This window comes from Staphylococcus sp. AtDRG32 (assembly GCF_004365845.1).
GTDB lineage: Bacteria > Bacillota > Bacilli > Staphylococcales > Staphylococcaceae > Staphylococcus > Staphylococcus hominis.
Genome location: NZ_SODE01000001.1, coordinates 598,641 through 614,413, shown reverse-complemented (window position 1 = coordinate 614,413; position 15,773 = coordinate 598,641). Strand labels below are relative to the sequence as shown.

At 33.4% G+C, this 15,773-nt stretch carries 16 protein-coding genes; 10 read left to right on the top strand and 6 right to left on the bottom strand.

The genetic code is table 11. From position 1 onward, the window contains the following. Positions 1–131: 131 nt before the first annotated feature. The 5 genes from qoxD to BDW25_RS02925 form a co-directional block, all read right to left on the bottom strand. Positions 132–422, bottom strand: coding sequence for a cytochrome aa3 quinol oxidase subunit IV (qoxD, locus tag BDW25_RS02945; RefSeq protein ID WP_002448242.1), 291 nt, complete (start codon positions 420–422; stop codon positions 132–134). After that, complete coding sequence (gene qoxC, locus BDW25_RS02940) at positions 419–1,024, bottom strand: cytochrome aa3 quinol oxidase subunit III (RefSeq protein WP_002448120.1); 606 nt, start codon at positions 1,022–1,024, stop codon at positions 419–421. Before qoxC ends, qoxD begins: the two co-directional genes overlap by 4 nt. Further along, positions 1,014–3,002, bottom strand: a complete 1,989-nt coding sequence (gene qoxB, locus BDW25_RS02935) for a cytochrome aa3 quinol oxidase subunit I (RefSeq protein WP_002488372.1) — start codon at positions 3,000–3,002, stop codon at positions 1,014–1,016. The genes qoxC and qoxB overlap by 11 nt, the downstream gene beginning before the upstream one ends. Then, complete coding sequence (qoxA, locus tag BDW25_RS02930) at positions 3,002–4,114, bottom strand: cytochrome aa3 quinol oxidase subunit II (RefSeq protein WP_002448202.1); 1,113 nt, start codon at positions 4,112–4,114, stop codon at positions 3,002–3,004. Before qoxA ends, qoxB begins: the two co-directional genes overlap by 1 nt. Before the next feature lie 297 nt (positions 4,115–4,411). Then, the gene (locus tag BDW25_RS02925; protein WP_002448176.1) at positions 4,412–4,729 is read right to left on the bottom strand and encodes a DUF5011 domain-containing protein; all 318 of its coding nucleotides are present in this window, start codon (positions 4,727–4,729) and stop codon (positions 4,412–4,414) included. 267 nt (positions 4,730–4,996) lie between these two features. On the opposite strand from BDW25_RS02925, the gene BDW25_RS02920 reads away from it, so the two are divergent. Beyond that, positions 4,997–6,142, top strand: a complete 1,146-nt coding sequence (locus BDW25_RS02920) for a globin domain-containing protein (RefSeq protein ID WP_002448258.1) — start codon at positions 4,997–4,999, stop codon at positions 6,140–6,142. A gap of 88 nt (positions 6,143–6,230) precedes the next feature. On the opposite strand, the gene folD is transcribed toward BDW25_RS02920, so the two are convergent. Continuing rightward, positions 6,231–7,088 carry a bifunctional methylenetetrahydrofolate dehydrogenase/methenyltetrahydrofolate cyclohydrolase FolD gene (folD, locus tag BDW25_RS02915; RefSeq protein ID WP_002448150.1) on the bottom strand — a complete coding sequence of 286 codons (858 nt, stop codon included), beginning with the start codon at positions 7,086–7,088 and terminating at the stop codon, positions 6,231–6,233. Positions 7,089–7,298: 210 nt separating this feature from the next. Here folD and purE point away from each other — a divergent pair, with 210 nt between their 5' ends. From purE to purN, 9 genes are read left to right on the top strand one after another with little or no spacing between them, the layout of a single operon-like run. Further along, positions 7,299–7,781, top strand: a complete 483-nt coding sequence (purE, locus tag BDW25_RS02910) for a 5-(carboxyamino)imidazole ribonucleotide mutase (protein ID WP_002448044.1) — start codon at positions 7,299–7,301, stop codon at positions 7,779–7,781. After that, the gene (purK, locus tag BDW25_RS02905) at positions 7,768–8,892 is read left to right on the top strand and encodes a 5-(carboxyamino)imidazole ribonucleotide synthase (RefSeq protein ID WP_002455507.1); all 1,125 of its coding nucleotides are present in this window, start codon (positions 7,768–7,770) and stop codon (positions 8,890–8,892) included. The genes purE and purK overlap by 14 nt, the downstream gene beginning before the upstream one ends. Positions 8,893–8,895: 3 nt before the next feature. Further along, the gene (gene purC / locus BDW25_RS02900; RefSeq protein ID WP_002448194.1) at positions 8,896–9,600 is read left to right on the top strand and encodes a phosphoribosylaminoimidazolesuccinocarboxamide synthase; all 705 of its coding nucleotides are present in this window, start codon (positions 8,896–8,898) and stop codon (positions 9,598–9,600) included. After that, on the top strand, positions 9,600–9,860 hold the full coding sequence (gene purS, locus BDW25_RS02895; RefSeq protein ID WP_002448160.1) for a phosphoribosylformylglycinamidine synthase subunit PurS: 261 nt from the start codon (positions 9,600–9,602) through the stop codon (positions 9,858–9,860). The genes purC and purS overlap by 1 nt, the downstream gene beginning before the upstream one ends. Position 9,861: 1 nt before the next feature. Next, a complete protein-coding gene (gene purQ / locus BDW25_RS02890) occupies positions 9,862–10,533 on the top strand; it encodes a phosphoribosylformylglycinamidine synthase subunit PurQ (protein ID WP_002455506.1) in 672 nt (223 codons plus the stop codon). Continuing rightward, positions 10,526–12,715 (top strand): phosphoribosylformylglycinamidine synthase subunit PurL, encoded by a 2,190-nt coding sequence (purL, locus tag BDW25_RS02885; RefSeq protein WP_002448158.1) that lies wholly within the window; start codon positions 10,526–10,528, stop codon positions 12,713–12,715. Before purQ ends, purL begins: the two co-directional genes overlap by 8 nt. After that, positions 12,694–14,178: an amidophosphoribosyltransferase gene (purF, locus tag BDW25_RS02880; protein ID WP_002455505.1), complete on the top strand. Its 1,485-nt coding sequence runs from the start codon at positions 12,694–12,696 to the stop codon at positions 14,176–14,178. The genes purL and purF overlap by 22 nt, the downstream gene beginning before the upstream one ends. Continuing rightward, a complete protein-coding gene (purM, locus tag BDW25_RS02875; RefSeq protein WP_002455504.1) occupies positions 14,171–15,199 on the top strand; it encodes a phosphoribosylformylglycinamidine cyclo-ligase in 1,029 nt (342 codons plus the stop codon). Before purF ends, purM begins: the two co-directional genes overlap by 8 nt. Before the next feature lie 2 nt (positions 15,200–15,201). Next, the gene (purN, locus tag BDW25_RS02870) at positions 15,202–15,768 is read left to right on the top strand and encodes a phosphoribosylglycinamide formyltransferase (protein WP_002448123.1); all 567 of its coding nucleotides are present in this window, start codon (positions 15,202–15,204) and stop codon (positions 15,766–15,768) included. Positions 15,769–15,773: the final 5 nt, after the last annotated feature.

Genomic DNA, 15,773 nt, shown 5'->3' with positions numbered 1-15,773 from the left:
CCCCTCCAAAGATTTTTACTTTTTCTTATATCTATCATACACAAAGAAGTCATTAATATAAACAAAACAAAAAGCCTGTACAAGTTAAAAAACTCGTACAGGCTTTTTGTTTAAGTAAGGTAGAAATTGAATTATAAGTGACTAGAATGGCCACCTTGCATAACCCAATAAGTACCAATAACTGTGATTAAAGTAATAATAATCGCAAAGATAACTTTGGCAGATTGTAAACGTCCATCTTTACCTTCAGTTAAGTGCATGAACATTAATAATTGTAATGCAGCTTGAATGAAAGCAAAACCAAAGATAATTGTTGTTTTAGCATGGAATGTCATGTTTGTGTATAGAGTTACAAAAACTGCTAATAACGTTAAAACGATTGAAGCAATAAAGCCAACTGTATGTTTTACGATTGTATTCATCCGCTATACACCATCCCTATCATATATACGGCAGTAAAGATGAAGATCCATACAACATCTAAGAAGTGCCAGTATAAACTTACTATAAATAATTTTGGAGCATTAAATTTATTTAATCCACGTGTTGCAACTTGGATTAATAAACAAATAATCCAAACGATACCTAACGAAACATGGGCACCATGTGTACCTAATAAGATGAAGAAACTTGACCAATAAGAGCCAACTTTAGGTGTTACACCTTCAGAAGCATAATGTGCAAATTCATAAATTTCGAATCCGACAAATATTAAGCCAAGGATTACTGTTAAAATCATCCAAAACATCATTTTGCCTTTTTCTTCTTTACGTAAGTAGTAAATTGCAATACCACAAGTATAAGAACTGATTAATAAGGCAAATGTCATAATTAGGACAAGTGGTAATTCAAACAATTCAGTTGTCATTTTACCACCGTAACTGCCCCCATGTTGCAACGTTAATAACGTTGCAAATAGGGTACCGAATAATGCAAATTCGGCTGTAAGGAAAATCCAGAAGCCAAGCTTATTCAATTGACCTTCATGCGTACGTGAATCAATAGTGTTTGTATCATGACTCATGACCTACAGCCTCCCTTTCTTTAATACGTGCTTCTCTTAAACGTGCTTCGTTTTCAGCAACTTCAGAAGCTGGAATATGATAACCGTGATCTTGTACAAAACTTTGATAAATCATAGTTCCGAAGATACCAGCTACACAAATTAGGAATGGAATGATAGATTGGAAGATTAAGAAGAAACCACCAACTAACATGAATATACCCATAAATACACCAGTATGCGTGTTATTAGGCATATGAATGTCTTTGTAGTTATGGTTGTCTAAGAAATGACGACCATGTTCTTTCATATCAACAAATGTATCATAGTCATTCCAATCTGGAGTGATTGCGAAGTTGTATTTAGGTGGAATAGCTGAAGCTGTTGACCACTCTAAAGTACGACCTAAACCATCCCAGTTATCTCCAGTTGCTTCACGTGGAGATTTAATGTGGCTGTAGATAATGCTTACTACTAAGAATAGGAAGCCGACTGCCATCATTAATGCACCGATAGTTGAAATGAAGTTTAATAACCACCAACCATCAGATGGCATATAAGTGTATAAACGACGTGGCATACCGTCTAATCCAAGAATGAATTGTGGTAAGAAACATACATTAAATCCAATCATGAATAACCAGAATGCCCATTTATTTAATTTTTCATTTAATTTATAACCCATCATCTTAGGATACCAGAAGATTAAACCAGCTAGGCAGGCAAATACTACACCGGTAACCAATGTATAGTGGAAATGAGCTATTAAGAAATAAGTGTTGTGATATTGATAGTCAGCTGATGCCATTGCTAACATTACACCAGTAACCCCACCTAATAAGAAGTTAGGGATAAAGGCTAATGAGAATAACATTGGTGATTCAAAAGTAATACGTCCTTTATATAATGTTAATAACCAGTTAAATAATTTAACTCCGGTAGGTACACCGATTAACATCGTTGAGATTGAGAAGAATGAGTTAATTAAAGCACCATTACCCATTGTGAAGAAATGGTGAACCCAAACTAAGAAACTTAAGAACGCGATACCAGCAGTTGCCCACACCATACTTTGGTGACCGAATAAACGTTTACGAGCAAATGTTGGAATAATTTCTGAATAAATACCAAATGCAGGCAAGATAACAATATAAACTTCAGGGTGCCCCCATACCCAGAAGAAGTTTGCCCATAACATTGGCATACCGCCATCTGCTACTGTAAAGAAATGAGTTCCGAATACTCTATCAGCTGTCATTAAAGCAAGAACAACTGTGAATACTGGGAATGCTAAAATTATGATTAATGTCGTAATAAAAGTAGTTACAGTAAACATAGGCATTTGCATAAATTTCATAGTAGGCGTTTTACATCTAAGTATTGTTACAAAGAAGTTAATACCTGTCATTAAAGTACCGATACCTGAAATTTGAATTGCTACTAAGTAGTAGTTAACTCCTGGACCAGGACTAAATTCTCCTGCTAGTGGAGCATAGTTTGTCCAACCAGCTGCTGGTGATCCACCTACGATAAATGATAGGTTAAATAAAATCATACCAACAAAGAATAACCAGAAACTGATGTTGTTCATTACAGGGAATGCCACATCACGAGCCCCAATTTGTAATGGAACAACAACATTCCATAATCCAAAAATGAATGGCATAGCCATAAAGATAATCATAATAACGCCGTGCGTACTAAAAATTTCATTATAGTGATTTGATTCTAAGAAAGTATTATCAGGAATAGCTAATTGAGTACGAAGTAATAACGCATCAATACCACCACGAACGAACATTAATACTGCACTAATTAAGTACATTAAACCGATTTTTTTATGGTCTACGGATGTGAACCATTCTTTGTATAGATATTTCCATAACTTGAAATAAGTAATTACCGCAATTAAACCAATAATTAGGAATGGCGCGCCGATTTGTGCCATTGTAATCATCCAGTTACCTTTAACGAGTAATTGATCCCATGGAAAATTCATTAATGTTCACCTCCATGATCATTATCTGCTTTAGACGCATTCTCGTCTTTAGCTCCTTTATTGATTTTTTCCATTTCCTTAGCGTTGTGAGTTTCTTCATCTTTAAACTCACTATCGTAAGGGTCATTGTTGCCTAAAATCATTGGCTTCATACCATGACGAGGATAGTTGACATTAGTAACTGTTACCTTACGAGCTGGTTTTTGAGGTTTATCTGTTACATCTTTATAAAGATCTTTTTCAGCAACGAAGTTAGGATCTTTTTGAGTATAGTTGTAACGTTTATATGCATAGAAGATATACTCTGGATCAGCTGCAGGATCGACGAATGCCATGTGAGTACCATTAAATGTTAATTCTTTATTTGGAGTACTTGGTAAGAGTTGTTTATCAAACTCATCTTGGCTAATAGTTTTTTTACTTTTAGCATCTTTAACCCAAGCATCGAAATCTTTTTGGTCTACAGAGTGAACTTTAAATGTTTGGCGAGAGAAACCTTCACCATTAAAGTTAGAGTTACGTCCTCTGAATGTACCAGTTTGATCGGCTTTTAAAGTCCAATTCATTGTCATGCCAGTCATGGCATATTTTTGACCACCTAATTGAGGAATCCAGAAACTAGTCATTGTATCCATAGATTGTAATTTAAATACAACTGGACGGTTTTTAGGAATAGTTAATGTATTCACTGTTTCAACCTTTTGATCTGGATAAGCAAAGAACCATTTATATCCGGCACTAACTGCATAGACAACTAGTGGGTCTTCTTTACTTTCAGGTGGTTTCTCGTAATCGTATAATGTTTTAACTGTTGGAATAGCTAAAGCAATTACGATTAAGATTGGTACCACAAACCAAATTGTTTCAATTAAAGAATTGTGGTGCATCTTACCAGATTCGTCATTTTTATTGTAACTATACTTGAAAATAAAAACAGCGAACATAGTAAGTACAACAGCAACAATAACAAGCATGAAGATGATTGAGTAAATAATCAAGAACTTCTGACTACTTGCTACTGGCCCTTTTGCATTAAACACTTCTAAGTTTGAACAACCACTAAGTAAAATTAGTGTGCCAAACATAAGAAGCAACGACTTAAATTTTGACACTTTTTTGACCTCCTAATACTACAAATGTAGGGCTTACCATTAATTTTAGTTTATTACGCGATATTTACAAGACCTTATTAGAAAAAAATTACAATAATAAATAGGAAAAAACTAGTAACAATAGGAATGACGGGGAATGTAAGGTTTGTTAAAATTATGTGTCTATTCTGTGAAAAATGTCAAAAATAGAAAATCAGTCGTTACATTTGAGAAACATTATCAATTCTAGCGTTTACAATAGAAATTAAATAAAAAAGACAAGATGTTTATCTCGTCTTTTTCAGAAAATTGACACATTTATTTAACTTTTATGTAACGTGTTGATGATTCTTCGGCTCCCTCTGAGTCGATGACATTATATCTTACTTCATATGTACCTACTTTTGACGTATCTAAGTGACCATCAACTGTAATTTTATGTGTTAAATCGCCATCTTCTTTATCGTAGGCGCTAATTCCATTTAATACATTATAATCTTGACCTTTTTCAATAACAATATCATTTACTCCTTTAAGCTGTGGAGTATGATTTGTAGTAGCTTCTGCACTTAAATTTGGGGTCACAAGAGTAGCAGAGACACCGAGAGCTGAAAGAGATTGTATGAGTTTATTCATTACGTTAACCTCCGAATATAATAAGTCATTTGAATAATTTAACTATACTTTAATTTCTGATTTTTAACATCATACTATAGTCTTAATATAGCTTATTCAAGATTAAATTTAAATGAACTTAAGATAAATAAATATTAAATTTATGTAAAATGAAAGTTCTGTGAATTTAAAAAAACTATATTACATTATAATAAGTATCGTACTAAAATATATTTGTGGGAAATAACTATATTTTACACATATTATTTTAAGTAGGAGTGGATTTGCATGTTAACAGAACAAGAAAAAGGAATTGTAAAAGAAACTGTTCCAGTATTACAAGAAAGAGGAACAGAGATTACTTCTTATTTTTACAATAGAATGTTCCAACAACATCCAGAGTTAAAAAATATGTTTAACCAAACTAACCAACAAAAAGGATTCCAATCTACTGCTTTAGCTCAAAGTGTATTAGCAGCTGCAGTTAATATTGAGCATTTAGAAAATATTTTGCCAGTTGTTAAAGAAATTGCATATAAACATTGTGCGTTACAAGTACCACCAGCTGGATACGATATCGTAGGTGAAAACTTAATTGAAGCAATTAAAGCCGTTTTAGGATTAGAAGATAGTCATCCTATTATTCAAACTTGGAAAAAAGCATATCAAGAAATTGCTGATGTATTTATTCAAGTTGAAAAAGATATTTATAGTAAAATGTTATGGGAAGGTTTCCAACCATTTAAAATTGAAAAAATTGAACAACTTTCATCTGATATTAAAGCCTTTACGGTAGTATCAGATCAATATGATTTAAGTCAATTTACACCAGGAGAATATATTACAGTTGATGTAAGCAGTGAAAAAATGCCTTATCGTGCAAAACGTCACTATTCAATTGTTAGTGGTGATAACAATCATTTAACTTTTGCTGTCAAACGTGATGTATCTACAGACCATGAAGGTGAAGTTTCAACTATTTTACATGATGAATTAAAAGAAGGAAATGATATTAACTTATCAGCTCCAGTAGGTCCATTTGGTGTGGTTAATCAAGAACAACCACAATTGTTTATTGGTGCGGGTATTGGTGTCACACCACTTGTTTCAATGTTTGATGAAGTAGCTGAAAATGGAAGTCATGCACAGTTTATTCAAGTAACTGGAGACGTTAATGATACACCATTCACTTCTCATTTAAGAGATATTTCAAAACGCTACGACAAAGCGAAATATGAGTTATATGATAGACAAGCTAAAGGTTATTTAACTAAAGAAACGCTTGAAAATTATGTGAATAATGATAGTGAAGTATATGTTTGTGGAAGTGCTAAATTTATTCAATCAGTGATTGAAGTATTAAAAGAAATAGGCATAAGCCAAGAACATATTCATTATGAAACATTTGTTCCAAAATTAAGTGTGTCAGTATAAATGTAATATATTATTGAAAAAAGAGAGCGGCATAATTAATGTGAAATTATGTCGCTCTCTTTTTTTATAATAAACGCTTGAATTTAAATTATTCAATGCCTCTACGCATTTTTTCAGCTAATAATGTATTATTTAAAACCATAGTAATGGTTAAAGGACCTACACCGCCTGGTACTGGAGTAATAGCACCCGCAATTTCTTTTACTTCTTCAAATTCCACATCACCTTTTAGTTTACCATTTTCATCAGGAGTATTACCTACATCTACAATTACTGCGCCTTCTTTTACATCGTCTTTAGTAACTAATCCAGGTTTACCTACTGCACTGACGATTACATCTGCATTTTTTAAATGACTATGCATATCTTTAGTACGTGAATGTAAGATCGTTACTGTCGCATTTGCTTGTAATAATAACTTAGATACGGGTTGACCTACAATATGACTTCGGCCAATTACGACAGCATTTTTACCTTCTAGATCAATATCTGCATGTTTTAAAATTTCCATAATTCCTAATGGCGTACAAGGGACAAACGTCTGTTCATCAATGTATAATTTACCAATGTTTGATGGATGGAAACCATCAACGTCTTTTTCTGGATTAATTGCCTCTAAAATTTTTTGTTCGCTAACCTGTTTAGGTAGAGGTACTTGGACTAAAATGCCACTTACCGAATCATCATTATTTAAACGATCTAGTTCTTTTAATACATCTTCTTCAGAAGTGTCTTCAGCTAAATGGATAATTTCAGATATCATCCCTATTTTTTCAGCAGCTTTCTTTTTAGAATTAACATAGCTTTGACTTGCGCCATCATTCCCAACTAAAATAACGGATAATTTTGGTGTATATCCCTTTGCTTTTAAAGTTTGAACTTGGTCTTGCAACCCTTGTCTATAATCTTTTGCAATATGTTTCCCATCTAAAATTTTTGCAACCACAAAAAATTCCTCCTTGTTTATTAAATATCTGTCTATAGATTAACTTTAAAGGTATAAAAACGTCAAATTTTAACTAGAAAACGTAAATTAAGTTAAAAAACACGAATAAAGTTCGATTTTTGATTGAAATTAAATTTTATACTTGGTATGCTATACGTGTAATATACAACTAATAAGATTTATATTTTAAACTTTGAAAGGGTGTACAAAGTGAAAGTAGCAGTCATTATGGGTAGTTCCTCAGACTGGAAGATTATGCAAGAAAGTTGTGCAATGTTAGAACAATTTGAAATACCATATGAAAAGAAAGTAGTGTCAGCACATCGTACGCCAAAATTAATGTTTGATTTTGCAAGTGAAGCACGTACAAATGGTTATGACGTTATTATTGCTGGCGCTGGTGGTGCAGCACATTTACCTGGAATGGTTGCTTCAATGACAACGTTACCTGTTATCGGTGTACCTATTGAATCTAAAAGTTTAAAAGGACTAGATTCACTATTATCTATTGTTCAAATGCCCGGTGGAATTCCTGTTGCTACAACGGCAATCGGTAAATCTGGAGCTAAAAATGCTGGTATTTTAGCAGCGAGAATTTTAAGTATTGGAAATGACTCAGTTCGTAAACATCTTGAACAATATGAACAATCTTTAGTAGATAAGGTAGGCGAAATGCAAGATGAACTTCAATAGATTAAAGTTCGGAGCAACGATTGGTATTATTGGTGGAGGACAATTAGGTAAGATGATGGCACAATCTGCCCAAAAAATGGGTTTTAATGTAGCGTGTTTAGATCCTAATCCAGATAGTCCATGTAAATCAGTAGCAGATGTTTTTATCACAGCAGAGTATGATGATGAAGAAGCCTTAAATAAATTGGGTCAACAATCAGATGTGATTACTTATGAATTTGAAAATATATCTGCTCAACAGCTTAAGCAACTAACTCAACAATTTAACATTCCCCAAAGTTATCAAGCAATTGAATTATTACAAGATCGTTTAACTGAAAAACAAACATTAGAATCTGCAGGTACAAAAATTGTTCCTTATGTATCTTTAAAAGATGAAAAAGATTTGAATCAAGCAATTGAAACATTAAGTTATCCATTTATCGTAAAAACACGTTTTGGTGGATATGATGGTAAAGGGCAAATTTTAGTGAAAAATGATTCCAATATTGAAGAAGCTAAAGCGCTTGTTTCAAAACATGAATGTGTGGCAGAAAAATTTTTAGATCTCGATCGAGAAGTATCTTTAACTGTAACGATTGGTAATCAAAATCAAATTGCTTATTTCCCACTACAAGAAAATGAGCATCGTAATCAAATACTATTTAAAACTATTATTCCAGCTAGATGCGATAAAGAACAAGAAGCGAGAAAAGAAGTAAATAAAATAATTGAAAAAGTTCACTTTGTTGGTACTTTTACCGTGGAATTCTTTATTGATAAATCAAATCACTTATATGTAAATGAGATTGCACCGAGACCACATAACTCTGGACATTATACGATTGAAGCATGTGATTATTCTCAATTTGATACACACATTTTAGCAGTAACTGGTCAAGATTTACCTCAAGAGATAGAAATTTTAAAACCAGCAGTGATGATGAATTTATTAGGACGCGATTTAGACTTATTAGAAGATAAATTTGGAGATCATCCTGAATGGCATGTCCACATCTATGGAAAAACAGAACGAAAACCAGATAGAAAAATGGGACATATGACCATTCTTACAAATAATGTTAATGAAACTGAAAATGAAATGTTGAAACAATTTAAAGGGAGAGAATAATCAATGTCATTACGTTATGAAGGTAAAGCGAAAAGAGTATTTTCAACAGAAACAGTACATCAGTTGAGAGTTGAATACAAAGATGAAGTCACAGCAGGTAACGGCGCTAAAAAGGATAAGATGCAAGGGAAGGGACGTTTAAATAATCGAATTACTTCAATTATTTTTGAATATTTAAATAAACATGGTATTGAAAGTCATTTTATTAAACAGCTTTCTGAAACTGAGCAATTAGTTAAAGAAGTAAAGATTATACCATTAGAAGTAGTTGTAAGAAATATCGCAACAGGTTCTATTACGAAACGTTTAGGTTTTGAAAAAGGCCACGTATTTGATGAACCACTTGTAGAGTTCTTTTATAAAAATGACGATTTAAATGATCCTTTGATTACTGATGATCATGTCAAATTACTTCATATTGCTAATGATGAGGAAATTAAAACATTAAAAGATATGGCTAAAAATATTAATAAAGTATTAATTCAATTAATGAATGAAATGGATTTAAGATTAGTAGATTTTAAAGTTGAATTTGGAAAAACAGAAAATGGTGATATTTTATTAGCGGATGAAATTTCACCAGATACTTGTCGTATTTGGGATAAATACTCAGATACGAATTTCGATAAAGATGTATATAGAAACGATACTGGTTCTTTAATAGATACGTATCAAACATTTTTGGATAAATTGGAGGAACTAAAATAATGAAAACAATTGAACTTCACATTACATTACAACCACAGGTATTAGATACACAAGGTCAAGCATTAAATCGCGCTGTGCATGACTTAGGTTATAAACAAGTTAATGACATTAGAGTAGGTAAAGTATTATATATGACTGTTGATGAAGCTACAGATGAAGCAGTAAATAATATTATTACGACATTAAGCGAAAAGTTATTTGCTAATACGGTTATTGAAGAATATAGTTATAAAATTGTTGATGAAAAGGAGAATGCATAATATGAAATTTGCAGTTCTCGTTTTTCCAGGATCTAACTGTGATAGAGATATGTATAATGCAGCTATTAAAACAGGTGCAGAAGCTGAATATGTAGATTATCGTGAAACATCTTTAAATGGTTTTGACGGGGTATTAATTCCAGGTGGTTTTTCATTTGGTGACTATTTACGTTCGGGGGCTATGGCAAGTGTCGCTCCAATTATTAGCGAAGTGAAACGTTTTGCCAGTGAAGGTAAGCCCGTTTTAGGTGTATGTAATGGATTCCAGATTTTAACTGAGATAGGACTATTACCCGGCGCCTTATTACATAATGATTCACATCTATTTATTAGTAGAAATGAAAAACTGAAAGTTGTTAATAATCAAACTCCTTTTACTAATTTATATGGAGAAAATGAAATTGTTGTTTATCCTGTAGCACATGGAGAAGGACATTATTATTGTACAGATGATATGTACAATGAATTAGTTGAAAATAATCAAATTATTTTAACATATGAAGATAACCCGAATGGGTCTCATGAACATATTGCAGGTATTGTAAATAAAGCAGGCAATGTATGTGGAATGATGCCTCATCCTGAAAGAGCACTTGAAACACTTCTTGGTACAGACAGTGGTGTCAAATTATTCGAAGCAATGGTAAATAGTTGGAGGGAACAAAATGTCTAAGTTTATCGAACCTAGTATTGAAGAAATTAAACTTGAAAAACTATATCAAGACATGGGTTTAAGTGATGAAGAATATAATAAGGTACGTGAAATTTTAGGAAGAGAGCCTAACTTTACAGAAGTAGGTATTTTCTCAGTCATGTGGAGTGAACATTGCTCTTATAAACATTCTAAACCTTTCTTAAAGCAATTCCCGACAACTGGTGAGCATGTTCTTATGGGACCAGGCGAAGGTGCTGGAGTTGTAGATATTGGTGATAATCAAGCGGTGGTTTTCAAAGTAGAATCTCACAATCATCCTTCAGCAATCGAACCTTATCAAGGTGCAGCTACTGGTGTAGGAGGTATCATCAGAGATATTGTATCGATTGGAGCAAGACCCATTAACCTACTAAATAGTTTGCGATTCGGTGAATTATCAGTAAAACAAAATCAACGTTTATTAAAAGGCGTTGTCCGTGGTATTGGTGGTTACGGTAATTGTATTGGTATACCAACTACAGCAGGAGAAATCGAATTCGATGAACGTTACGATGGAAATCCACTTGTCAATGCAATGTGTGTAGGTGTTATCGATCATGATATGGTACAAAAAGGTACTGCTAAAGGTGAAGGAAATTCAGTCATTTATGTAGGCCTTAAAACTGGACGCGATGGTATTCATGGTGCCACATTTGCATCTGAAGAATTAACTGAAGAAAGTGAAAGTAAACGACCTTCAGTACAAATTGGTGACCCTTTTGTAGGTAAAAAATTAATGGAAGCCACACTTGAAGCAATCACTTTTGATGAACTTGTAGGTATCCAAGATATGGGAGCAGCAGGTCTTACCTCTTCTTCATCAGAAATGGCTGCTAAAGGCGGTAGTGGATTAGTACTGCACTTAGATCAAGTCCCAACACGTGAACCAGGAATCTCACCATATGAAATGATGTTATCTGAAACCCAAGAAAGAATGTTACTTGTTGTTGAAAAGGGAACAGAACAAAAATTCTTGGACTTATTTGATAAACATGAACTTGATAGTGCAGTAATTGGTGAAGTAACGAATACTGACCGCTTCGTTCTTAAATACGAAGATGAAGTATATGCAGATATTCCTGTTGATGCACTAGCTGATGAAGCACCTGTCTATATTTTAGAAGGTGAAGAAAAAGAATATAATACCTCAAAAAATGATTATAGTGAGATCAATGTACAAGATGTATTTAAGAAATTATTAAAGCATCCAACAATTGCTTCAAAACATTATTTATATGAGCAATACGATCAACAAGTAGGTGCTAATACCATTATTAAACCTGGACTACAATCATCTGTAGTAAGAGTTGAAGGAACAAATAAAGCTATTGCTTCAACCATTGATGGTGAAGCTCGATATGTATTTAATCAACCTTACGAAGGTGGAAAAATGGTTGTGGCAGAAGCTTATAGAAATTTAATTGCTGTAGGCGCAACACCATTAGCTATGACAGACTGTTTAAATTATGGTTCTCCAGAAAAGAAAGACATTTATCAACAATTGATTGATTCTACAAAAGGGATGGCAGAAGCTTGTGAAGTATTAAAAACCCCAGTAGTATCAGGAAACGTTTCTTTATATAACGAAACTAGAGGAACTTCTATTTTCCCTACACCAGTAGTAGGAATGGTAGGACTCATTGAAGATATTCAATATTTAAATGATTTTCATCCAGAAACAGGACATACATTATATCTTGTAGGGGAAACAAGAAATGACTTTGGTGGAAGTCAAATTGAAAAACTTTTATATAGTAAAGTCAATCATGAGTATGAAGAAATTGATTTAGGTGATGAAGTGGCAAAAGGCGAAGCAATAAAAACATCTATTAGAAATGGAATTGCTTCTCATGTACAAACTGTAGGTAAAGGCGGTTTACTTATTACGCTTGCTAAAATAAGTGCTTATTATAATTTAGGATTAGAAGCAAAAGTAGAACTCTCTGATGCACAATTATTTAGTGAAACACAAGGACGTTATGTCGTTGCAGTCAAAGAAGGACAAACACTTGATGTCGATGGAGCTATTAAAATTGGTGAATTAACAGATGTTGATGAATTTAAAGTATCTAATACTACATCTACAATTACAGAAAAAGTCTCAGATATTAAAGCAATTTGGGAAGGAGCTATTTCAGAATGTTTAACTACAGTGGATTAAACGAAGAATGCGGTGTCTTTGGCATTTGGAATCATTCAGAAGCAGCTCAGTTAACTTATATGGGATTGCATAGTTTACAACATAGAGGGCAAGAAGGTGCAGGGATTGTAGTTTCTGATGAAGATACTCTAAAGGGTGAACGTGGTTTAGGCTTACTTACTGAAGCCATTAAAGAACCACAACTTAATAAACTAAAAGATGGCAACCATGCTATTGGACATGTTCGTTATGCGACATCAGGAAATAAAGGTATCGAAAACATTCAACCATTTTTATATCATTTCTACGATATGAGTGTCGCAATTTGTCATAATGGTAATTTAATTAATGCACAAACTTTAAGACAATACCTTGAAAAACATGGCGCCATTTTTCACTCATCTTCTGATACTGAAGTGATTATGCATTTAATTCGTCGTAGTAAAGCTCCTACATTTGAAGAGGCGCTAAAAGAAAGCTTACGACAAATTAAAGGCGGATTTACTTTTGCAATATTGACTAAAGACGCTTTGTATGGTGCTGTTGATCCAAATGCGATTCGTCCTCTAGTAGTTGGTAAGATGCAAGATGGAACATACATTTTGGCTAGTGAAACATGTGCCATAGATGTGCTAGGAGCAGAATATGTTCAAGATATTCATGCTGGAGAGTATGTTGTCATTAATCATAATGGTATTGAAGTAAAATCATATACAAGTCATACTAACACAGCGATTTCAGCAATGGAATATATTTACTTTGCGCGTCCAGATTCAACCATTGCTGGAAAAAATGTGCATGCAGTTCGTAAAGTTTCTGGTAAAAAATTAGCTCAAGAAAGTCCGGCTCAAGCAGATATGGTTATCGGTGTTCCAAATTCATCATTATCTGCAGCTAGTGGCTATGCTGAAGAGATTCAATTACCTTATGAAATGGGGCTTGTAAAAAACCAATATGTCGCACGAACTTTTATTCAACCTACACAAGAATTACGTGAACAAGGGGTGCGCGTTAAGCTATCGGCAGTGAAAGATATTGTAGAAGGTAAAGACATTATTTTAGTTGATGATTCTATTGTAAGAGGAACAACAAGTAAACGTATTGTCAGAATGCTTAAAGATGCTGGAGCAAATAAAATACATGTACGTATAGCTTCTCCAGAATTTATGTTCCCTAGCTTTTATGGAATTGATGTGTCTACGACTGCTGAATTGATTTCTGCTAATAAATCTCCAGAAGAAATTTGTGAGTATATTGGCGCAGATTCTCTTGCATATTTAAGTGTTGAGGGTCTTATCGAATCAATTGGATTAGATTTTGATGCACCCTATAGTGGGTTATGTGTAGAAAGTTTTACAGGAGATTATCCAGCAGGTCTATTTGACTATGAAGAAAACTATTTAAATAATTTAAGTACACGTCAAAAAGAATATATTGATAATCATAAACATTATTTTGATAGAGAGGGAAATATACATGTCTAAAGCTTATGAACAATCAGGTGTTGATATTCATGCAGGTTATGAAGCGGTAGAAAGAATGTCTAGTCATGTTCAACGTACAATGCGTAAAGAAGTACTTGGTGGATTAGGTGGATTTGGTGCGACTTTTGATTTATCCCAGCTTAATATGAAAACACCAGTATTAGTCTCTGGTACAGATGGCGTAGGAACAAAATTAAAGCTTGCCATTGATCATAATAAGCATGACACGATTGGTATTGATGCAGTTGCCATGTGTGTAAATGATATTCTTACAACGGGCGCAGAACCACTATATTTTTTAGATTATATAGCAACAAATAAAGTTGTTCCGGAAGTGATAGAGCAAATTGTAAAAGGTGTTAGTGATGGTTGTGAAGCTACTCATACTGCTCTTATTGGTGGGGAAACAGCCGAAATGGGTGAAATGTATCACGAAGGAGAATATGACTTAGCAGGTTTTGCTGTAGGAGCAGTCGAAAAAGATGAATATATTGATGGATCTGAAGTAGAAGAAGGACAAATTATCATTGGTTTAGCTTCTAATGGTATTCATTCTAATGGATATAGTTTAGTGAGAAAGTTAATTGAAGAATCTGGAATTAATTTGAATGATTCATTTGATGGAAGTACTTATCTTGATATATTTTTAGCTCCGACTCAATTGTATGTGAAACCTATTTTAACTTTAAAAGAAAAAGTTAAAATCAAAGGCATGAATCATATTACTGGTGGTGGATTTTATGAAAATATACCTAGAGGCTTACCTAAAGGCTTAGCAGCTAAAATTGATACACAATCCTTCCCAACACCAAAAGTATTTGAATGGTTACAACAACAAGCTGACATTGAAACGAGTGAAATGTATAACGTTTTTAATATGGGCATAGGCTATACTGTCATTGTAAATAAAGAAGATGTATATAAAACACTTGATGTCTTAAAAGAACAAGATATTGCTGCATATCAAATAGGGGAAATTGTTAAAAGTAATGATGCACCGATTTATCTTGAGGGGGTATAGATATGACTAAGGTGGCTATATTTGCCTCTGGATCAGGAAGTAACTTCGAAAATATTGTATCTAAAGTTGATAAGGGGCAGCTTAATAATATAGAAATTACTTCTTTGTATACAGATCATCACGATGCTTATTGCATTGAGCGTGCAAAACAGTTGAAAGTGATGGTTCATATTAATGAACCTAAAGACTTTGAAAACAAAGGAGAATATGAACAAAAATTAATTCAACTTCTTCATAGTGAAGAAGTGGAGTGGATTATCTTAGCAGGTTATATGAGATTAGTGGGACCAGACTTATTAAATGCTTATGAAGGTAAAATATTGAATATTCATCCTTCATTATTACCAAAGTACAAGGGGAAAGATGCAATTGGTCAAGCATTTAATAGTGGCGATAAGGAAACAGGTTCAACAGTTCACTATGTAGATAGTGGAATGGATACGGGAGAAATAATTGAACAACGAAAATGTGATATAAACCCGGACGATACAAAAGAAACGTTAGAAGAACGTGTGAAACAATTAGAATATGAACTTTATCCAAGTGTAATAGCTAAAGTTATTAAATAAGGAGC